Annotated in this window: 11 protein-coding genes; 10 read left to right on the top strand and 1 reads right to left on the bottom strand. The window is 54.6% G+C overall.

The window, feature by feature from the left end; translation table 11 throughout:
- Positions 1-4: 4 nt before the first annotated feature.
- Positions 5-1339 carry an ATP-binding protein gene (locus FH871_RS14245; RefSeq protein WP_138992102.1) on the top strand — a complete coding sequence of 445 codons (1335 nt, stop codon included), beginning with the start codon at positions 5-7 and terminating at the stop codon, positions 1337-1339.
- Here FH871_RS14245 and FH871_RS14250 read toward each other — a convergent pair.
- The gene (locus tag FH871_RS14250; RefSeq protein ID WP_138992103.1) at positions 1315-2382 is read right to left on the bottom strand and encodes a LacI family DNA-binding transcriptional regulator; all 1068 of its coding nucleotides are present in this window, start codon (positions 2380-2382) and stop codon (positions 1315-1317) included. The genes FH871_RS14245 and FH871_RS14250 overlap by 25 nt on opposite strands.
- A 325-nt stretch (positions 2383-2707) precedes the next feature.
- Here FH871_RS14250 and FH871_RS14255 point away from each other — a divergent pair, with 325 nt between their 5' ends.
- From FH871_RS14255 to FH871_RS14295, 9 genes are all read left to right on the top strand, one after another.
- Positions 2708-5761 (top strand): TonB-dependent receptor, encoded by a 3054-nt coding sequence (locus tag FH871_RS14255; RefSeq protein WP_138992104.1) that lies wholly within the window; start codon positions 2708-2710, stop codon positions 5759-5761.
- 81 nt (positions 5762-5842) lie between these two features.
- Complete coding sequence (locus FH871_RS14260; RefSeq protein ID WP_138992105.1) at positions 5843-7318, top strand: RagB/SusD family nutrient uptake outer membrane protein; 1476 nt, start codon at positions 5843-5845, stop codon at positions 7316-7318.
- 114 nt (positions 7319-7432) lie between these two features.
- Positions 7433-8554 (top strand): hypothetical protein, encoded by a 1122-nt coding sequence (locus FH871_RS14265; RefSeq protein ID WP_138992106.1) that lies wholly within the window; start codon positions 7433-7435, stop codon positions 8552-8554.
- Between the two features lie 35 nt (positions 8555-8589).
- Positions 8590-10392 (top strand): FAD-dependent oxidoreductase, encoded by a 1803-nt coding sequence (locus FH871_RS14270; RefSeq protein ID WP_138992107.1) that lies wholly within the window; start codon positions 8590-8592, stop codon positions 10390-10392.
- A 111-nt stretch (positions 10393-10503) separates the two neighbouring features.
- Positions 10504-12825, top strand: a complete 2322-nt coding sequence (locus FH871_RS14275) for a discoidin domain-containing protein (RefSeq protein ID WP_138992108.1) — start codon at positions 10504-10506, stop codon at positions 12823-12825.
- A gap of 124 nt (positions 12826-12949) precedes the next feature.
- Complete coding sequence (locus FH871_RS14280) at positions 12950-15457, top strand: glycerophosphoryl diester phosphodiesterase (RefSeq protein ID WP_138992109.1); 2508 nt, start codon at positions 12950-12952, stop codon at positions 15455-15457.
- Positions 15458-15572: 115 nt separating this feature from the next.
- On the top strand, positions 15573-17300 hold the full coding sequence (locus FH871_RS14285) for a sodium:solute symporter family protein (RefSeq protein ID WP_138992110.1): 1728 nt from the start codon (positions 15573-15575) through the stop codon (positions 17298-17300).
- Positions 17301-17308: 8 nt separating this feature from the next.
- Positions 17309-19351: a glycoside hydrolase family 2 protein gene (locus FH871_RS14290; protein WP_138992111.1), complete on the top strand. Its 2043-nt coding sequence runs from the start codon at positions 17309-17311 to the stop codon at positions 19349-19351.
- Positions 19326-21608 carry an FAD-dependent oxidoreductase gene (locus tag FH871_RS14295; protein ID WP_138992112.1) on the top strand — a complete coding sequence of 761 codons (2283 nt, stop codon included), beginning with the start codon at positions 19326-19328 and terminating at the stop codon, positions 21606-21608. The genes FH871_RS14290 and FH871_RS14295 overlap by 26 nt, the downstream gene beginning before the upstream one ends.
- Positions 21609-21921: the final 313 nt, after the last annotated feature.

Raw genomic sequence — 21921 nt, forward strand, 5'->3', positions numbered from 1 at the left:
AATTATGATAAAGGATGTAGTCATCGATTTTATAGCCGATTGTGAAGAACAATTAGTTTATCTTGAAGAAACAGTCAAAAATCGGCTACGTAAGCAACCGGTTGAAACGAATGCTATTATAAACTTTCAAATTGCCACTCCAAACTCATTAAATGGATTTGAAGGTTACCGTTTTAGCGTACGTTTTTCTGAATACATCACCCTCCTCCTCGCCCTCGCCCCCCACCTCCAGCCCGGTTTTTTCGACGCCCTCATCCGCGAACACCTGCCCGATGGCGGGGATTTTCCGGAATTCGGTGGGGTGCGCGGCTCCAACCACCGGGGGCTTTTGCCCACCGGCGAAACCGCTCTGTTTGTGCTGGCGGGCAACGACCTCGAAAAACGACTGGCGCTTTACGACTTATTCAGCCCTGAGCATTTTTTTGCCCGCGAGCGGATTCTGTATCTCGAAGATGTCAAGCCGGGCGAACCACGCCTGAGCGGTCGGCTCATTCTTGACCCCGATTACGTGGAGTTGTTCACGACCGGACGGGTGTCGGCACCGGCCCTGAGCATGAATTTCCCGGCGCAGCGCATCCATACCGACATGGAATGGGAAGATCTTGTGCTGCCTGCGCCAACCTTCACGCAGATTCGCGACATCGAGCATTGGATTCAGCATTACGACACGCTGCGAACGGACTGGCAGATGGGGCAACGGCTGAAACCCGGCTACCGGGTGCTGTTTTACGGCCCGCCCGGCACCGGTAAAACCCTGACCGCTACGCTGTTGGGCAAATATACCAAGCGGGAGGTATACCGCGTGGATCTATCCCTGGTGGTTTCCAAATACATCGGCGAAACGGAGAAGAACCTGGCCAATCTGTTCGATAAAGCCCACGCCAAGAACTGGATTCTGTTCTTCGACGAAGCCGATGCGCTCTTTGGCAAACGCACCGAAACCCGCGATGCCCACGACCGCTATGCCAATCAGGAGGTGGCGTTTCTGTTGCAGAAAATTGAAGAATTCGACGGGCTGGTCATTCTGGCGTCCAACCTGAAGAGCAACATCGACCCGGCTTTTGCCCGGCGGTTTCAGGCCATGATTCATTTTCCACTGCCCAACGCGGCCGAACGCTTGCTGCTGTGGCAGAAATGCCTGCCGCCCTCCGCCCGGCTGGCCCCCGAGCTTCCGGTGGAGCAACTGGCCGGTCGGTACGAACTTTCGGGCGCGGCCATTCTCAACATCATCCAGTTTTGCGCCCTCCGCGCCCTCAGCCGACAAACGGACGTTCTGGCAACCGCCGATGTGGTGGAAGGCATCCGGCTGGAATTTCAGAAAGAAGGCAAACTGGTCTGATCGCCAAAACCGGTCGGAATTTCGCCGGTTACCGTTGAGCCGCGAATGATCAAACGCGTTGGCAACACGACCAGCTCCGGTTCCGGGCGTTCGTCGTCGGCGGCCAACTGATTGAGCAACAGCCGGGCCGCTTCCCGGCCAATTTCATCGACCGGTTGCGAAACCGTCGTCAAGCCGGGTTCGATGAGGGCCGAAATCGGGTCGTCGCTGAAACCGACAATGGCAATGTCTTCCGGAATGCGCAACCCCCGGCTTTTAATAACTTTCAACGCTTCAATGGCCGTGGGGTCATTGATCGCAAACAGGGCGTCGGGCGGCTGGGGCAGATTCAGCAGGTGATTCACGTAAATATTGGCTTTGTCGAGCGTCAGATCGTAAGAAATAATCAGCGCCGGATCGATCGGAATCTGGTGGTTCGTCAGGGCATCCCGATACCCGTTCAGGCGCGAGCGGCTGTTTTGCAGCGAATCCGGCCCCGACAGATGCGCAATCCGCCGTTTGCCGGTTTTGATCAGGTGCTCGACGGCCTGGTAAGCGCCTTCATAGTCGTCGACGGCCACTTTCGACACGCTCATTTCCTCGACAATCCGGTTGAAAAATACCACCGGAATCCCTTTCCGGTCGAATATCTTAAAGTGCTCGAAATTCCGCGTCTCCTTCGTGTGCGACACCAGAATGCCATCTACCCGACTGGCTAACAACAACTTTGTATTAACAATTTCCGTTTCATACGACTCATTCGAGTGGCAAATCACCACGTTATAGCCGGCCTTGGCCAGGACGTCCTGGGCACCGATGATCACCTTCGGAAAAAAAGAACTCAGGAACTCCGGTACCATGATGCCGATGGTCTGCGTCCGGTTGGTCAGCAATGAAATCGCCAGTTGGTTGCGCTGGTAATCGAGTTCGGCCGCCAGTTCCAGCACCCGCTCCCGGGTTTTTACTTTTACATTCGGATGTCCCGTCAACGCCCGCGAAACCGTCGACTTCGACAGATTGAGCGTATTGGCAATATCGATGATGGTAATCTGGTGGCTCTTCATAAATAGTATTATTCTAACAAATAACGTCTTTTTAAGTCAGTAACACAAAACAATTCCCGCTAATTGAGTCTACTTTTTGGGAATGTTCCCATGATTTTGGGAACATTCCCAAAAATATAATTCTATTTTTTCTTTTCAAAATTACTATTTGATCGTAATATCAATCAGGAAAAGCAAAAAAACCAGATTTAGTTGGTTTTAACCCGGTAAAAGACTTATTCAACGGTCAAACCGTCTTCTCAAACTAAACTGGCTGGCCCTTTTTCTTAAATTGTAAATTTTCAATACCAACCTTTAACCATAAGGACAATGTCCAGATTTACGTATGCGGCCTCTTAAACCTAACTGGCTGGCAAGCGGACTACTCTGTCTCCTCTTGCTGCCCCTCTCGTTCTCCTCTTTTGCTCAGGCTGGCCGTGGTGCCGCCATCCGCGGTCGGGTCACCTCCGGCACGGAAGCCTTGCCGGGTGTCAACGTCATTTTGAAAGGTACCCAACAGGGTACTACCACCGATGTCAATGGCCAGTATTCGCTGACCCTGCCCGACGGAACTACCGAATCGGCCACGCTCACGTTTTCTTATATCGGCTACGCTTCGCAGGAAGTGAAAGTCGGGAACCGCACCACCATTGATGTATCCCTTGAATCGGACGACCGGGCACTAAGCGAGGTCGTGGTCGTTGGGTATGGAACCCAGCGTAAAGTGGAAACCACCGGGGCCATTGCGTCCGTAAAAGCCGCCGATCTGGTACAGACGCCGGTCGCCAACGTGGCGCAGGGCTTGCAATCGCGGGTGGCCGGGGTACAGGTTAACCAGAATACCGGCGCGCCGGGTGGGAACATCAGCGTCCGGATTCGGGGAACGAACTCGATCAATGGCAACTCCGAACCGCTGTATGTCGTCGACGGTATCCAGATTTCCAACAGTGGCGGCATCAACGACGTCAGCCCGCTTTCGACCATCAACCCCAACGACATCGAGTCGGTGGAAATCCTGAAAGATGCGTCGGCGTCGGCGATTTACGGTTCACGGGCGGCCAATGGCGTCGTGCTGATCACCACCAAACGCGGAAAAACCGGGGCCACCCGGGTCACCGTCGACAGCTATTATGGCATTCAGAAAGTAAATAAAACCCTGCCGGTTTTGAACGCGTCGCAGTTTGCCCAACTGGAAAACGAGGTTTTCAAAAACAACTATTACCCGAACCCGGCTTCGCTCGGTGAAGGCACCAACTGGCAGAACCTGATTTTCCGCGAAGCGCCCATCCAGAATCACCAGTTGTCGATCAACGGGGGAACCGAGAAAACGCAGTTGGCGCTATCGGCCAATTACTTCGATCAGGACGGGATTATCATCAACTCCGCCTTCAAACGCTACTCGTACCGGCTGAACGTGGATCACAAAGTGAGCGACCGCGTCAAGATTGGCACCAGTATCCTGGGCAGTTACGCGATCAACTCGGGTATCACGACGGGCTCACAAACCATTGGCGACGCGGGTGTCGTAACGGCTTCCATCCTGGGCGCGGCCATTGGTGCCCCGCCAACGCTGGTTCCTTACCGGACTGACGGCACCTTGTTTCCATTCGGCGAGCAGGCCGGTGGTCAATACCGGGAAGTGACCAATCCGCTCAACTTCGCCAGCGTCCTGAACCGGAACGCCATCAAAAGGACGCTCGTCAATTTTTACGCCGATTTCAACATCCTGAAAGGACTGAACTACCGGGCTTCTTTCAACGCTGATATTCAAAGCAATTTGCGCGACGGCTACACCCCCCGCTCCATCGTCAACCGGTCGGACCTGAACGACAATTCAGGCTCCGGGTTTAAAGTGAACGGCAATGGTCTGGCACTGCTGCACGAAAGTATTCTGACGTACAGCACGAGTTTCGCTACCAACCACACCTTTAAAGCTACGGCGGTAATTGCGTCGCAATCGGAACAATACAATTCCAACCAGATCAACGCCAACGGTTTTCCGAACGATGCCACCCAGAATGAAGCCCTGCAACTGGCGCTGAACCGCACCGTCACGAGCAGCCGGGACCGGCAGCGCCTGGATTCGTACCTGGCCCGGGTCAATTACGGCTATAAGGACAAGTTCTTTCTGGATTTGACGGCGCGGGTCGATGGGTCGAGCAAGTTTGGCGCCAACCACAAATACGGTTTGTTCCCGGCCGTTTCGGCAGCCTGGCGGATCATCGAGGAACCGTTTGCCAAAAACCTTACCTGGCTTTCGGATCTGAAACTGCGGGGTAGCTACGGGATTACCGGAAATGCGGCCGGGATCAATCCCTACCAATCACTGGCGACGGTGGCAGCTTCGGGCAGTGACTACAACCTGAATCACCTTTTCGTCACGGGGATTAACCCATCGGGTATTGCCAACCCCGATTTGCGCTGGGAACGTTCGGCCCAGGCCGATATTGGCCTCGACATCAGCCTGCTTAACAACCGGATCAGTTTCATCGTCGATGCGTACCAGAAAACCACGAAAGACTTGCTGTATGTGAAAGCCCTGCCGTTGAGTTCGGGCTACAGCACGATAACCGGCAACTTCGCTTCGCTCGAAAACAAAGGACTGGAGTTCGCGGTGAACGCCCGGATTCTGGACGGACCAGTCAAATGGTCGGTAAACGGTAACATGACGTTCAACCGCAACAAGGTAGTGGATCTGGACGGCGGCACCACGCAGGAACGGTTCATTACGGCGTATTCTGTCCTGAAAGTCGGTCAGCCGCTCGGTCTATTCAAAACCTACGTGTACGACGGCATCAACCAAACCGGCGAAACCATTCTGCCCGGGTACGATGGCCGACTGGGGGGTCTGAAAGTGAAAGACATCAACGGCGACGGCGCCATTTCGGCCGCCGATCAGATGATTACCGGCAATCCGAACCCGGATTTTATCTACGGTTTTTCCACCAATGCGTCCTTCAAAGGCTTTGATCTGAGCATGTTCCTGTCGGGTTCACAGGGCAATGACATCTACAACGCGGCCCGCCTATCGTTCGAGATGCCGCTGGGACAACGGAATCAATTCGCGGGTCTCGCCAACCGCTGGTCGGCCACCAACCCGAGCAATCAGTACGTGAGTGGTGCCCAGGCGGGTCGTTTACCGGTAACCAGCCAGGTGATTGAAGATGGTTCGTACCTGCGCTGCAAAAACCTGACACTCGGCTATACCGTGCCCCGGATCAAGGGAATCCAGCAAATCCGGGTGTATGTGAGCGCCAACAACCTGTTCACGCTCACCAACTACAGCGGTTTCGATCCGGAAGTGAATACCTATGCCGGTTCAAATACCGCCATTGGCATCGACAATCTGGTGTATCCACAAGCGAAATCATTCCTGGGCGGTCTTCAGGTCACGTTCTAATTAGTGAATGAGCGATTGCGTGATTGAGCGGTTTACCCCCCTTCACGCAATCAATCATTCACGCAATCACTAAATGAAACTATGAAAAAGATAGTCATCCCGATACTAGCCGCCCTCTGTTTGACGGGCTGCGAACTGGACGAAACGATTTATTCCTCCATCTATACCGAAGCCTTTTACAAAACCGCAGCTGACGCCGAAAAGGGTCTTATTGCGGCATACGATCCCTTCGCGGATATGTACAGCGGCCCGGCCGGTACCCTGATTGCGGATTTCAGCGACGACCAGACCTATCCACGGGGGGTGGTGGGCCGGAACACCCTGACCCTCTTCACCTACGACGTCAATTACACCACGCAGAAAAGCAACTCCCGGACCAACGAATCGCCCCAGCAAATCTGGATATCCGGCTACGACGGCATTGAAAAAGCCAACTGGATCATTGCCAAGGTGCCGGATGCGGTAATGGACGAAACCCGCAAAAAACAAATCATTGGTGAGGCCTATTTCCTGCGGGCGTTCTACCTCTGGATGCTGACCAAAAACTTTGGCGACGTGCCCATCAAGACGACGCCCAGTTATTCGGAAGCCGACGCCATCGTTGGCAAAAGCCCGAAAGCGGAAGTTTACAAGCAGATTTATGCCGATCTGGACCTGGCCTTTGCCGCCGGTTTACCCTCCTATCCGGCTGTAGACAAAGGTCGCCCGGCCAAAGAAGTGGTCAATGCACTCTACGCCAAAGCGGCATTGTATAACGAAGAATGGGCCAAAGCCCTCGAAAAAGCGCAGGCCGTCATCACGTCGGGGAAATATTCCCTGATGCCGGATGTGCGCAACGTTTACAAATACGATCAGGAAGATGCCGCCCGCATTGAAAACATGTGGGCCTACGAAGTCGATCCGATTTCGCCGGGCCGGTCGCACCAGATGGTGGGGCTGTGTGGCCCGGCCGCCAGTGGCGGACCGGAATATGGCCGGACGACGTTCGGGTCAATGTTCGCGTATATGTCTTTTTACAAATCTTTTTCGGCACAGGACAAACGTCGGCAGTTATTGGACACGACTTACGTGGATAAAACCGGCAAAACCGTCCCACAGAGAAGCATTACGCCGATTACGACCGAAGGCGTTCTGATTAAGAAATACCAGGACCCGGTTTCCACCCAGGGCTTGATTCCGAACATTCCCATCTTCAGGCTGGCCGACATGTACCTGATTGCTGCCGAAGCCGAAGCCCGGCTGAACGGCGCAACGCCTGCTGCCTATGGCTACATCAACGCCGTTCGGAAACGGGCGGGTCTGGCGGATCTGGCGACGGGTCTGAGCAAGGATGCGTTCATCGAAGCGGTTTTGCAGGAACGGGCGTGGGAGTTTTTTGCCGAAGGCGACCGCTGGTATGACCTCACCCGTACTGGTAAATTCCTGACGGTGATTCCGAAGGCGGTCAACCCGGTGTATCCGGTTCGGAACGTCACGGCGAAGAACAAATACTTCCCGATTCCGCAGGATGAACTGAACGCGAATCCGAAACTGGAGCAGAATCCGGATTGGAAATAGTTTTCGGTTTACGGTGGGCTGACGCGAGCTTCCAAAAGAATGCGTTAGCCCACCGTAGCGACGGCCCGGCGTAAACTGAAAACCGAATACCACAAAGAAATCACAACGTTAAACATGAAAAGATTGGGTGGCTTGTTTTTTGGGGTAATGGTCATACTCGCACAGGCCGGGTTTTCGGAAGTGGCTTCGGCAGCGGAGACGAAGCCGGCAAACGTGCGGGAATTTACCATCACCGAAAACGACACCTTGACGTATACGCTGAAACTGGCGTTGGACGAAAACGACCAGCCGTCGTATTTCTTCCGGAATATTTTCACACCGGTTTGTCTCACGGGCGAGTGCAAACCGGTGTATATTAATTTTTACTGGGACCTGCTGGGCAACTACACCCGCTTCGATTTTCCACCCGGCGAGGTGCTGACCAAAATGGATCACCGGGAATTCAAACAGGAGGACTACGACAAGTTGCAGGACATTCTGAGCCGTCCGAATTCCCTGCTCAAAGACATTGCAATGGAAGATCTGGTTGGGAAAGGCACCGAAAACCTGGCCGATTCGGTGGATGCCAAAGCCGGAGCGACCCTGAAAACCGTAAAGAATGAGGTGATCGACGGGGCGGTTTATACCTGCTATACCCTCTGGCACATCGCCCACGGTTCGGTGGTCGATGAAATGCTGAAAATTACGGAAAGCTACAAAAGTGAGCCGTTGCTCCACCGGTTTCTGACCGGTACCAACCACTTTTACCAGTATTGGGCGATGGAGCGGGTGATCGACAAAACCGGAAAACTCGCGGAACCGTTCAGCGCGGATGTTCTCCGGATCATTCGCGGGAAGAACGTTTTCACGGCGCGGTATGCCTTGCAGAAGATCGCAGAACCGTATTTTTTCGACCCGGGCCGACAGGTCTGGCTGTGGGAAACCTATCGAACCGCGCCCTACCCTTTGCAGCTCGTAATTCTGAAAAAACTAACCAAAATCCCGTTCCGCGCGCCCTTGGCCGAAATGACCGCGAAGGATTTGGTCCAAACCAATCCCGAGCAGTTTGCTTTGCTGCTGAAACTGCTGGCTGCTCAACCGAAATTACCGGAAAAGGCGCTGCAAAATCTGGCCGCCCATCTGACGAATCCAAATGCAGACTATTCCACCGAAATTTACCGTGTCCTGGCGGCTTTTCATCCCAAAAACCGGGATGTTCTGGCCAAGATGACTGCTTTTAAAAAACGAAATCCCTAAACCCTTCCTATTCATTTACACAACCGATAAACGATATGAAAACCCTTTTCCGAACCTTTATCTTCCTCCTGGCCTCCCTGCAGCTCGTTGCGCAGGACCACGTTTTCGTTGAAACGGAATCGTTTGAGAACAAGGGCGGCTGGGTCATCGACCAGCAGTCGTTTGTGGTCATGGGTTCCTCCTACCTCATGGCCCACGGTATGGGCCGTCCGGTGAAGGATGCCGCCACCACGGTTCGTTTCCCCAAACCCGGCAAATACCAGATCTGGGTTCGCACCAAAGACTGGGCTCCGTTTCCGAAAGGGCCGGGTAAGTTCCAGGTGGTCGTGGATGGAAAACCGCTGAAAACCGTCTTTGGCGAAAGCGGTTCGGATGCCTGGAAATGGTATGCAGGGGGCGAAGTCGATGTGAAAAGTGATCAGGTAAAACTGGCGATTCACGACCTGACCGGTTTCAACGGACGCTGCGACGCCATTCTGTTCACCAACGCGCCCAAGTTTACGCCGTCGGACAAACCGGAAGAACTGACCGCTTTTCGGAATAAATTACTGAACCTGACCGGCAAACCCACCGAAGCCGGGAATTTCGATTTAGTCGTCGTCGGCGGTGGCATTGCCGGAACCTGCGCGGCCATTTCGGCGTCGCGGATGGGCTTGAAAGTGGCGCTGATTCAGGATCGCCCGGTTTTGGGCGGCAACAACAGTTCCGAAGTTCGGGTGCACTTGCGGGGCGATGTCGATAAAAACCATTATCCCAAACTGGGCCGGATTGTCCGGGAAATGGACAATGGCGATCCGGGGAACGGCCATCCCGACGGGCTGGAATACGGCGATGCGCGGAAAACGGACATCATCAAAGCCGAACGAAACATCACCCTGTATCTGAATACCCACGTTTATAAAATTGAGAAAAAAGGCAATGCCGTTGCCGCCGTCATCGGGCGGGATATTGCTACCAATAAAGAAGTCCGATTTACCGGAACCTACTTCTCCGACTGCACCGGCGATGGCACGCTGGGCTATCTGGCCGGTGCCGACTACCGGTTTGGCCGGGAAAGCAAAGCCGAAACCGGCGAGTCGCTGGCGGCCGAAAAAGCAGATAATTTTACGCTCGGCACCTCGAATTTGTGGGCGTCGCTGGAGCGGGACACGGCTTCGTCGTTTCCCGAAACCCCCTGGGCCCTCTCCTTTTCGGACGAATACCACATCGACGAGGCCCGGGCCGACTGGCAGTGGGAAACCGGTTTCGGGAATCTCAACACCATCACCGATGCCGAAAAAATCCGCGATCACAACCTGCGGGCGGTGTACGGCAACTGGTCGTATCTGAAGAACAACAAAAAAGCCAAATACGGCAAGCGCGAGCTGGCCTGGGTAGCCTATATCGGCGGCAAACGCGAATCCCGGCGGCTGCTGGGCGACCACATTCTGACCCAGATGGACATTCAGGACGGCAAACAACACCCGGACGGCACCGTCACCGCCACCTGGACGATCGATTTGCACTTCCCGGATGCCAAAAACAGCAAGTATTTTGAGGGTCAGGAGTTTTTTGCCGGAACGAAACACATCAAGGTAGCGCCCTACACGATTCCGTACCGCTGTCTGTATTCCAAAAACATCACGAATCTGTTCATGGCAGGCCGTAACATCAGCACCACGCACGTCGCGTTTGGCAGCACCCGCGTGATGCGGACCTGCGGCATGATGGGTGAAGTCGTTGGTTTTGCGGCTTATGTGGCCAAGAAATACAACACGACACCGCGTGGGGTTTACCAGGAACACCTGCCGGAATTCATGGCCATCATCAAAGACGAACCCACGGCGGCCAAACCGTAGTTTAGTTAAAAATAAGTTTTGAGTTTATTGTTTGGAGTTTCAGACGTATTACGTGGTTTTCGAAACTCTAAACGACAAACAATAAACTCAAAACCATAAACGAACTCTTAAATGCCTTCAACGTTCCCCAACATCCCGGTTTGCCTGCGCATGATCACCCTGACGGCGGTGCTGCTTTTGCATCGCGATGCAGTCCATGCCCAGTTGGTCAACCTGGCCCAAGGAAAAGCGGTTGCGGGGTATCCGGTGATTGCCGACAACTCATTTCAGCATCTGGTCGATGGAAATGATGCGACGGTTTGGTACACCTCACCAGCAGCTCCCGTCAATCATTTTGAAGTGAATCTGGGAAAACCGCATGCCATCGACCGGGTGTTGCTGCGCGGGTTTCGCGGGAAAGACAAAGTCCGAATTCGGGTCTCGACTGGCGGAAGCTGGAAAGAAGTGTTCAACAATCCTCAGCCCGACAAAGCCCTGATTGCGTTTGAGCCGGTTACAACGGATAAAATCCGGGTGGAATACGCAGCCAAACAGGCCACCGGTTTTCCCGAATTTGAAGTCTATGCGTTTGACCCGCAGCCGGTTTTTGTCAATCAGATTGGCTATAATTTGAAAGCCCCCAAGCGGTTTACGGCCCCGCTGGCGGTGGATGGCACGGCGTTTTCCGTCGTGGATTCGGAGGGCAAAAAGCCGTTTTCCGGAACAATCAAAGGCCACATCGGGGATTTTACGGCGTTTCAACCGACGACTCCCGGACCGTATACCATTGTGGTGGACGGTGAGAAAAAAGGCACGTCGTTTCCGTTTGAAATTGCGCCTTACGTGATCGAACAGGCTTCGTACGGCCCCGCGCTGGCGTTCATGATCGACGACCGTTGCTGGTATGGCAACTCGGATGGGTATTCGCCGACGGATAAAAGCGCCGATTGCCCGTCGCTGGGCGTGGCCTGGCGCGACAGCCACCAGTTTTCGTTCGAACTCCCGGCGCTGATCGCGCTGTATTCCGCCAATCCGGAAGCGTTTTCGACCGAGCGGATGCCCGTCGAGGGAATATATACGGGGGTGCGTGAAGACCTGCCTGAGAATACGCCCGAGATCGTCCGGCTGATTTACTGGGCGGTCGACGTGTATCTGCGGGGTCAGGTCAATCATACGCTGCTGAAAGAACAACTGGCGTATTTTGTCTATGCCTATCCTGACCTGAGTCCGTACATTCCGCAAAAGGTCTATGCCGAAGCCCGCGATTACCTCTTCAAAATCTGGGGGAATGACAACAAAGACCGCTGGCATTGGTACGACCTCGAGCATTCGGCCAACCTGTTTCAGACCTACACGCTGATCGGAACCGGCAAGGGGCAGTTTCCGCCGGGGCATTCGATTGTGCCAAATCTGATGCTGTATGAGGTTGCCAAACGCGAAGGCCGGAAGGATGCCGACGCGTATTTTAAAGCCGCCTTCCAGCAAACCGATTGGCTCATCAAAAACCTTGACTGGCAGGACCCCACCTCCACCAAAGGCCAGCGGATGAACGAGTACGTCACGATGGATGCGCTGGCCTATTTCCTGAAAAAGTACCCTCAAAAAGCACCGAAAGGCCTGTCCGAAAAGATTCAGGCATGGGCGAAAGTCGCGATTTCCCGGTCAGACAATCTGTGGGATTACCGCAAATACGCCGACAACAAATGGGTCATTGCCGACATCAAAGCCACCTCCGACCCTACTTACAACCCGACCGGAAGTTTCAACGAACCCGGGAACATCGCCGGTTTTCCGGCTCCGGCGCTCGCGGCTGCCTCGGTGTTGACTGATGCGAAAACACAAAACCGGTTGCGTGAACTGGCAACGGCGCAGTTGGACAATGTATACGGCCGCAACCCAACCGGGCGGCACTTTTGCTACGATGCCCTGACCGATTTCAAAGGCGCGGATTTGGGCTGGTTCAAGGAACTGGAAGGCGGTGCCGCTTTGCTTCAGACGGTTCGGGGGGTGTTGGATGGCTCGCCCAAAGAAGGCGTTTATCCTTACGATCCGTATTCCGGCGACCCCGGCCATACGGAAGGCTGGGTCACGTTCAATACCGCCTGGATTGCCGGACTGGCGTATCTGGCGGCTGATGTCACAAACGTCGAGTTCTACGACGCCACGTTCACGAACCGCATTCAGGAAGTCAAACCGGGCCAGAAAGTCGGCGTTCGATTGACGGCACCGCTCAACCTGGATCCTCAGAAAGCGGAACGGGCAGCGGTTCTGTTGACCGATGGAAAAGGCAAGCAAAGCCGACTTACGCTGAACGAGCAGGGCGCGAACGGCGTGGCTTTTCAACAGGTGATCGATCTGGCGGGCGGCCCGGTTTCGGCAAGTAAAAACGAGGTTCTCCGGGTTTCGTACGGATTGGGCGCGTTTAAAAAAGAGGCCGTTTTACGAGTGAAATAGGGACCGAATCGGATACAAAATAATTTGGAAACCAGCCCACGATTTCGATCGTGGGAATGAATGAGAATCGCAGGCTGCTTGCTCTTACCCGCAGGCTCAGTCTTAAACGAATTTTTATAGTATCATGAAATACAGCCTTAGTATCGTACTTGGATTAGTCAGTCTGACCGGTTTTGCCCAGACGTCGAAGCAACTCAGCCTGTCGAACGGGAAGGTTCAGTTGGTGTGGGAATCGACGGCTGCAGGCTGGCGGTTGCAGAAAGTGGCCGCTCAAAAAGGGAAACAATGGCAGACGTTTGCCCAGGCGTCCGGCGAAAACACGGTGTTGTATGCCGCCGAAAAACCGTCGGAACTGCCCCAGCAAACCTTCAAAACCATCACCGGCGAAGAGTTTCCGGGTGAACACTACCATTATCAGACGAAACAATGGGCCGAAAGCACGAACCCGGTTTCGCTGAATACCGCCGGACAGGCCACGCATTTTTTCCCGAAAGAAGGCAAACAGGCCGGTAAAAACAGCCTGACTTTCCGGCAGGAAACGGAAACCGCCACGATCAGCACCGAATGGAGTCTGGACCCGAAATTCCCGCAGGACATTGTGGTTAAACAAACGCTGGTCGCGAAAAAGGGCGGTTATTTTTCGCTGGCGAGCCCTTCGATTGCCACGGTTTCGGAACCTAATCTGGCGTGGGCGACGGTGCCGGGGTATTTTCAGGGGAATACCATGCAGCCCAATTTTGTGCTGGCCTACGCCTACGGACACGGTATTCCGAGCCTGCCCGTCGTCTACCGCGAACGTTGTGCCAGTACGCTCAGTCCAATGATCAGCACCAAAAATGGCTTGACGCTTTCGGTCATTCCGGAACCCGGTCTGGCCCGTGATCCGTGGGCGAACGACAAAATCACGCAAATCGACTGGAACATTGGCCTGTCGCACATGAACCGCAAGGCCCAGCTTTCGCCGACACTGTATTTCCCGGTGCTGGGCGAACCGAAGTCGGCGTTGAAGCCGGGCGAAAGCATCAGCTACACGTTCCGCTACAGCCTGACCGACGGCGACTGGTTCAAGGCGCTGAACCATACGGTGTACGATATTTACCAGTTTAAAGAATCGCTGGCGCTGCGGCAAAGCAAACAATCGCTGACCGACCGCATCCAGAAAATGCACCACTACCTGACCGACCCGAAAACGTCGCTCTGGAATGTGGAGGAATTTGAAGGCAAAAAAATAGGGGCGCAGTCGTATCTGGGGGGCGTGGTTGGCTCGAACAAAGACGCCATGAAAAACTCCGATTACGGCGCGATGTGGATGCTGGCAACGGCCACCGGCGACTCGCTATTGACGAAAAATGTGCTGCCCTACGCCGAAAACTTCAAGCTGGTGCAACAGGAAACCAACAACGGTTTTTTCAAGGGAGCCGTTGAGGGTCAGTATTATCTGGCCAAATCGAAAAAGTTTGTCGAGGAGTGGGGCGCGGTGGTCGAACCGATCGCACTGACGTACTACACCTTGCTGGACATCGGCAACATGCTGCTGTTTGAACCGGAAGATCAGGAGTTGAAAGAGCGACTGCGGTTTGGTGCCGAACGGTTATTGACCTGGCAAAAACCGGATGGCAGTTGGGCGGTGGCCTACGACAAGAAAACGGAGCAGGAAATTTTCAAGGATGTGCAGGATGTTCGACCGACGTTTTACGGAATGATTGTCGCCCACCGCATCCTGAAAGACCCCAAATACCTCGCTGCGGCCCGAAAAGGAGCCGATTGGCTGATCAAAAATGCCGTCGAAACCGGGCGTTTTCTCGGCGTTTGCGGGGATGCCCGCTACGCGCCGGATTTTGCTACCGGCCAGTCGGCCCAGGCGTTTCTGGATTTGTATGATCTGACGAAGGACGAACGCTACAAAGCAGCCGCCATCACGTCGGCCAAGCTGTACACCACCTCGATTTATACACACCCGATTGCCAGCCACAAACTGAAAACCGTGAATGGCACCCAGAAAGAAGATTGGGAAATCAGCCAGGCGGGTCTGAGTTTTGAACACGGCGGTATTTTCGGCTCGGCCACGCGGCTCGGCCCGATTCAACTCGCCAGCCACGCCGGGATGTTCATCCGGATGTACGGGTTGACGAAGGAACCGATTTTTGCGGACATGGCGCGGGCCGCAGCCATTGGCCGCGATGCGTTTGTCGATCCCAAAACCAGTGTCGCTTCGTATTACTGGCAGGCCATGAACCGGGGCGCGGGGCCGTATCCGCACCATGCCTGGTGGCAGGTGGGCTGGCTGACGGACTATTTGCTGGCCGAAGCGGAATTGCGTTCGGGGGGCAAAGTGGTTTTCCCACGCGGTTTTGTAACGCCCAAAGTGGGGCCGCACCAAACGTACGGTTTTGCGCCGGGGATGGTCAATGGCGAAAAGGCCAGTTTGCTGATCGACGAAAAGCTGATAAAAATTGATAACGCGTCGGTGGATTATATTCTGGCGAAATCAGAGAAGAACGACAAGGTATTTGTGGTTTTGCTGAACAACAGCGCCCAGCCTTCCGATTTTCAATTCACGGCGGGAAGTCAGAAAACCGTATCGAAAAAGTTGCCGCCTTTTGGGCTGGAAGTGGTGACCATCGATAATTAAATGATTAAAAGTTGGATGAGAACACGGATGAAACGGATTGTAATCAGCGTAAATCCGTTTTGATCCGTCCACTCCGTTTCATCCGTGTTCCCATTACACACAAACGCTAATAATCTTGAATACAACCATTGATACCGCCGTCATCCTCGTTTTCTCGGCTTTTGTGCTGGGCATCGGGATGCTGTTTGCCCGCACCGGACGAAACCTGAAATCCTTTTTTGCGGGCGGAGAAGCCGTGCCGTGGTTCATCGGCGGCTTGTCGCTGTTCATGAGCTTTTTCTCCGCCGGAACGTTCGTGGCCTGGGGTTCCATTGCCTACAAACACGGCTGGGTCGCCATCACCATTCAGTGGACCATGTGCATCGGGGCACTGATCACCGGTTTGTACCTCGCGCCCCGCTGGAAAGCTGCCGGTGCCCTGACAGCCGCCGAGTTCATCCGCGAACGGCTGGGGCTAACGGTCCAGAAAGTGTACATATTCATTTTCACCCTCGTATCGGTTTTTATCAAAGGATCGGTGCTGTATCCGGTGGCCAAACTGGTCAGCTCGTCGCTGAACCTACCGCTGGTTCCCTGCACCATCGGGCTGGGGATTTTCATGATTGCTTACACCGCCGTCGGCGGACTTTGGGCCGTAATGGTGACCGACATTCTGCAATTTGTGGTTCTGTCGGCTGCCGTATTCATCCTGCTACCGCTTTCGCTTGATAAAGTCGGCGGTTTTGACGGTTTTACGAGTGCGGTTCCGGACGATTTTTTCAACCTCCTGAACGGCGAATACACCTTCGGATTCGTGGCGGCCTTTGTGATTTACCACATTTGCTACATCGGCGGCAACTGGACGTTCGTGCAACGCTACACCAGCGTCGACAGTCCGAAATCGGCCCGGAAAGTGGCGTTTCTGTTTGCGGGATTGTACCTCGTCAGCCCGGTTATCTGGATGTTGCCGCCGATGATCTACAAAGCCATCAACCCCTCGCTGACTGGTCTGGATACCGAAAACGCGTACCTGATGATTTGCAAGCTCGTGTTGCCGCCGGGCCTCTTGGGACTGATGCTGACGGGCATGTACTTTTCCACCTCAGCCAGTGCCAACACGGCACTGAACGTGGTTTCGGCGGTTTTCACCAATGATATTTACAAAGGATTGATCAATCCAAAGGCGTCGGACAAACAACTGATGCGGGTGGCTCGCGGCTCATCGTGGTTTTTCGGCGTCGGCATGATCCTCATTGCGCTGATGGTTCCGGCCGCTGGCGGCATTGTGGAAGTGGTTCTGAGCATTTCGTCCATTTCGGGCGGTCCGCTGCTGGCTCCGCCCCTGTGGGCGCTGTTTTCCAAACGCCTGACCGGAAAAGCAACGCTCTGGGTAACGGGTATTGGCCTGACCGTCAACCTGTTTTTCAAGGCGGTTTCGCCCTGGCTGCTGGATTTCAAACTGACGCGCGGAGCCGAAACGATTATTGGCGTCGGCTTACCCCTGTTGCTTTTACTGGCCTATGAACTCTGGGCAAGATCCCGCGAAAAGGTGGCCGACGAGTACCTGACCTATCGCACCGCTGACAAACAAAAACGGATCGATGCGGCCGAAGCCGTCAGTGAAGAAGAAGCGATTGAAGTGAAGAAACAAAACCGCTTTGGCTTGCGGGTGATTGCTGTCTCGCTGGTTTTCACCGCCGTCATGCTGTTCGGACTGAGCTTTCTAACAACCCAGGGCGCGGGTATTACAGCGGTTATTTCTGGTGTCGTTCTGGCTGGCTCGCTCATACCGTGGCTGGCGTCCCGCCGGGTTCAAATCCCTTCAGGGCTGCAACAACCGGAGAAAATCATCAAAACACATTGATTCATCTCATGAGATACCCTCTGATCATTCTATTTTTAGTACTCCAGTTCGCCACGGCTTCGTTCGGCCAGTACAGCATCCGCGACCCGAAAGCCATTCCGCTGCACGGCGAATGGGTGTTTGCGATGGACCCCAATGACGTTGGCGAAACCGGGAAATGGTACCGCGAAGACGCCCCGCTCAACCGCTGGAACAAGGTGACGGTGCCGCATTGTTTTTCGGTCGATCCACGCTACCAGTTTTACACGGGTACGGCCTGGTATCGCCGGACGTTTCCGTGGCAACCAACCACTGGCAAACGCGTGTTGCTCCACTTCGATGCCGCGTATTACGAAACCGTCGTCTGGCTCAACGGGCGGAAAGTCGGCACGCACGAAGGCGGGTATACGCCCTTTCACTTTGATGTTACCGATTACCTGAAAGCAGGCTCGAACACCATTGCGGTTTCGGTCGATAACAACACCTGGAAGGTCGGCTCCATTCCCGGATCGAAAGACAACAACGAACCGAACGACCCGTTTCCGGGCTGGGTCAACTATGGCGGATTGATTCGTCCGGTCTACCTGACCGTCGAACCGGCGGTTTATGTCGAAAATGTAAAAATCGAAGCGACGCCGGACCTCGCGAAAGGAACCGCCACGCTGAAGATCAAAACCCGGATTCGCAACACCACCGGCCAGACGAATGCGCCCAAGCTGGCGTTTCGGGTCGAGCAGGCTGGTAAAGTGCTTCCGCTCAACTGGAAACAGCAATCCGGTTCTGCTGCGAATCAAACCGTGGTGCTGGAAGCTGAAACCGCGCTCAAAGCCGCCGACGTCAAACTCTGGAGCCTCGACCAGCCGACTTTGTACGACGTTCAGGTCATTGCCGCAACCGACACCGTCCGAACTCATTTTGGCATTCGCAAGGTGGAAGTTCGCAATGCGCAACTGTTGCTGAATGGCCAGCCAATCAAGGTAGCGGGCGGCAACCGCGTGGTCGATTATCCGGCGCTGGGATCACTGGAACCGGACTGGCTGGTTGAAAAAGACCTGCGGCTGATGAAAGAAGCCGGGATGGAACTCCACCGCCTGACCCACTACACGCCCTCCGAAACCGTCTACGACTGGGCCGACCGCAACGGCATGCTGATTATCACGGAAGCGGGCAACTGGCAGATTACACCCCGGTTAATGGACAATGACACCATCCGGACCAAATTCCGCCAGCAATTCCGCGAGATGGCCGAGCGCGACTGGAATCACCCCAGCGTCATTGCCTACAGCGTGGGGAACGAATACCTGTCGGAGCAACCCGCCGGACAGCGCTGGACCAAAGACATGATTGCCTACGCCCGCGAACTCGACCCCACCCGGCTGTACACTTTCGCGTCGATGCGGCTGAACATTCTGCCTAAAAAACCGGAAGACGAAGCCAGCCAGTACTGTGATTTCATCTCGACCAATACGTATGGCAACCACGCCAACGTCCTGAAACACATTCACTCGCTGTATCCCGACAAACCAATTTTCATCAGCGAATATGGCACCCGGGCTGATGGCATCACCGGCGAAGCGGGGCAGGTCACGCACCTCGAAAAGTTCCTGAGTGATGTCCGGCCAATGCCCTACGTGGTGGGAGCATCGTGGTGGTCGTTCAACGATTACCTCAGCCGCCACGACGGCACCAATCCCGACGGCACCCGGCCCTGGGGACTGGTCCGGCACGACCGCTCGAAACGGCCGTTGTATGCGACCCACCAGACCGGCATGGCTCCGTTGACGGTTGAAAAATTAAGCTGGAAACCTGGCCCCGAAGGCACACATGCCCTCACGATCCGGCTAACGGCCCGGCCCGATTTTCCGGCGTATGCCCTGAAACAATACCGCCTGAAAACCGGTGCAACAACCCAACTGATTCCCGATTTACAGCCGGGGCAAACCACTGATATTATACTTCCGGTAACGGGTTTCGATAAAACAATGACCGTTGAGGTTATGAAACCGACGGGCTTTTCAATTCTTACGCAAACGATTGATCTGACGAATGATACGCGAACAAGCAACCGATAAACGAAGTCCGAAAACCGTCCGGTACGAGGCTGATTTGGTGGTGGTAGGCGGAGGACTTTCCGGTACCTGTTGTGCCATTACGGCGGCCCGGGCGGGCATCCGTGTTGTACTGGTGCAGGACCGGCCCGTACTGGGCGGCAACGCTTCCAGCGAAGTCCGGCTCTGGGTTCTGGGAGCCACCTCGCACATGGGCAATAACAACCGCTGGGCACGCGAAGGCGGTTTTATTGACGAGCTTCTGCTCGAAAACCTGTACCGGAATCCGGAAGGGAACCCGTTGATTTTTGACACAATCCTCCTCGAAAAGGTTGTCAACGAGCCGAATATCAAGCTCCTGCTGAACACGGCAGTCTACGAAGTGGAGAAGTCTGATGCCGAAACCATTACGGGGCTGAAGGCGTTTTGCAGCCAGAACAGCACGGCCTATGAGTTGGTGGCTCCGCTTTTCTGCGATGCCTCGGGCGATGGCGTCGTGGCGTTTCAGGCCGGGGCTGCGTTCCGGATGGGTGCTGAGTCGCAGGAAGAGTTTGGGGAGAAATTTGCGCCCACCGCCGAATATGGCGAACTGCTGGGGCACTCCCTTTATTTCTACTCGAAAGACACCGGCAAACCGGTTCGGTTCGTGCCGCCTTCGTATGCCTTACAGGACATCACCCAGATTCCGCGCTACCGACGCTTCAATACCAAAGAATTCGGTTGCCAGTTGTGGTGGATCGAATACGGCGGTCGGCTCGACACGGTTCACGAAACCGAAACCATCAAGTGGGAACTCTGGAAAGTGGTCTACGGTGTCTGGAATCACATCAAAAACTCCGGGCAGTTTCCCGAAGCCGAAACGATGACGCTCGAATGGGTCGGGCAGATTCCCGGTAAACGCGAAAGCCGCCGATTCGAGGGTGATTACATGCTGAAACAACAGGATGTAGTGGAGCAGCGGACCCACCCCGACGCTGTGGCATTCGGTGGCTGGTCGCTGGACCTGCACCCCGCCGATGGCGTTTTTTCCGAAAAACCGGGTTGCAACCAGTGGCACAGCAAGGGGCTTTACCAGCTTCCATACCGTTCGTTCTACAGCCGAAACATCAAAAACCTGTTCATTGCCGGACGGATCATCAGCGCTTCGCACGTCGCGTTTGCTTCCTCGCGGGTGATGGGAACGAGTGCCCACGGCGGACAGGCCGTTGGCATGGCCGCAGCGCTGTGTACCCGCGACGGTCTGCTGCCCCGCGACCTGACCGAACCAATTCGGATGCAGAAATTGCAGCAGGAACTACTGAAAACCGGTCAGCATATTCCGGGTTTAGTACTCCATGACGAAAGCGATTTAACCCAGAAAGCCACCCTCTCGGCTTCCAGTGAGCTGGTTTTGAACGAATTGCCAGCCGACGGACCTTTGGTGCCGCTAACGGCCTCAGCCGCCCAGATGCTGCCATTACCCGCCGGGCCGGTTCCCAGTGTAACGGTTTGGGTCAGTGCCGACCAGGCCACTACCCTGACGGTTGAACTGCGTCGCAGCAGCAAACCCGACAACCACACGCCGGACGTGACCCTTCAAACCCTGACGCTTGAGCTGCCCAAAGGCAAACAGGAACTGGATCTGAATTTTGATGCCGTCCTGGAAGAACCGGGGTATGTGTTCATAACTTTTTTAAAAAACGAGCACGTCCGGCTGCAATACAGCACCTTACGCGTGACGGGCATCCTATCGGTTTTCAACAAAATCAACGCGGCTGTTTCCAACTTTGGTAAACAGGAACCGACGGAGGACATCGGGGTGGAAGCGTTCGAATTCTGGACGCCCGAGCGTCGGCCCAAAGGACAGAACATCGCCTTGAAGATCGATTCCGGTATTGCCCTGTTTGGTGTGAAGAACCTCCGCAACGGGATTCAGCGGCCGACGAATCAACCCAATGCCTACGTAGCGGCCCCCAATGATCCGAATCCGACGGTTACCTTAAGCTGGCCTTCGGTTCAGCGCATCGGCCGAGTGGAATTGTTTTTCGACGGTGACTTCGACCATCCGCTCGAAACCGTGATCATGACGCATCCGGAGACGGAAGTGCCGTTTTGTGTTCGTCAATACATCCTCTGTAATGATCGCAACGAACGTATTTTTCAGGAAAGTGACAACCACCAGACCCGCAATACGATCCGGTTTGAGCAGCCCGTCGAAACCCGCAGCCTGACGATTCACCTGAAAGCCATGAACGGACCGGTTCCGGCGGCTTTGCTGGAAGTCCGGTGTTACGCCGATTAGCCACCCCTGTTTTTCAATTCCCGGAATATTCCCGAATCGCAAGAGCCGGTTCGGGAATACCGCTTTGGGTTGCCTAAAAGAAATAATTTGTTTTCGTAACTAATAAAGCCTATCTAGCGTTATATCCAGTATATGGTGCAACTTCTCCATCATCGATTTTGGTTTCCTGGTTGACACACATCGATAGGCCGCCACTCTTCTTTTTTGTAAAGCACTGTATTTCAGAGTAGATATCATGATTATCGAGTTGGTCTGATCATGGTAAAACGACCGCCTGATGCCTTTATCAACGGTTTGTTGGCCGCTCTTTCAC

Origin of the sequence: Larkinella sp. C7 (assembly GCF_006149005.1) — a bacterium.
Classification (GTDB): Bacteria; Bacteroidota; Bacteroidia; order Cytophagales; family Spirosomataceae; genus Larkinella.

Excerpts from the sequence above, each read along its gene's own strand:
- FH871_RS14295 (WP_138992112.1), top strand. The coding sequence starts at position 19,326 with ATGATACGCGAACAAGCAACCGATAAACGAAGTCCGAAAACCGTCCGG.
- FH871_RS14265 (WP_138992106.1), top strand. The coding sequence starts at position 7,433 with ATGAAAAGATTGGGTGGCTTGTTTTTTGGGGTAATGGTCATACTCGCA.
- FH871_RS14255 (WP_138992104.1), top strand. The coding sequence starts at position 2,708 with ATGCGGCCTCTTAAACCTAACTGGCTGGCAAGCGGACTACTCTGTCTC.
- FH871_RS14280 (WP_138992109.1), top strand. The coding sequence starts at position 12,950 with ATGAAATACAGCCTTAGTATCGTACTTGGATTAGTCAGTCTGACCGGT.
- FH871_RS14260 (WP_138992105.1), top strand. The coding sequence starts at position 5,843 with ATGAAAAAGATAGTCATCCCGATACTAGCCGCCCTCTGTTTGACGGGC.
- FH871_RS14250 (WP_138992103.1), bottom strand. The coding sequence starts at position 2,382 with ATGAAGAGCCACCAGATTACCATCATCGATATTGCCAATACGCTCAAT.
- FH871_RS14270 (WP_138992107.1), top strand. The coding sequence starts at position 8,590 with ATGAAAACCCTTTTCCGAACCTTTATCTTCCTCCTGGCCTCCCTGCAG.
- FH871_RS14290 (WP_138992111.1), top strand. The coding sequence starts at position 17,309 with ATGAGATACCCTCTGATCATTCTATTTTTAGTACTCCAGTTCGCCACG.
- FH871_RS14275 (WP_138992108.1), top strand. The coding sequence starts at position 10,504 with ATGCCTTCAACGTTCCCCAACATCCCGGTTTGCCTGCGCATGATCACC.
- FH871_RS14245 (WP_138992102.1), top strand. The coding sequence starts at position 5 with ATGATAAAGGATGTAGTCATCGATTTTATAGCCGATTGTGAAGAACAA.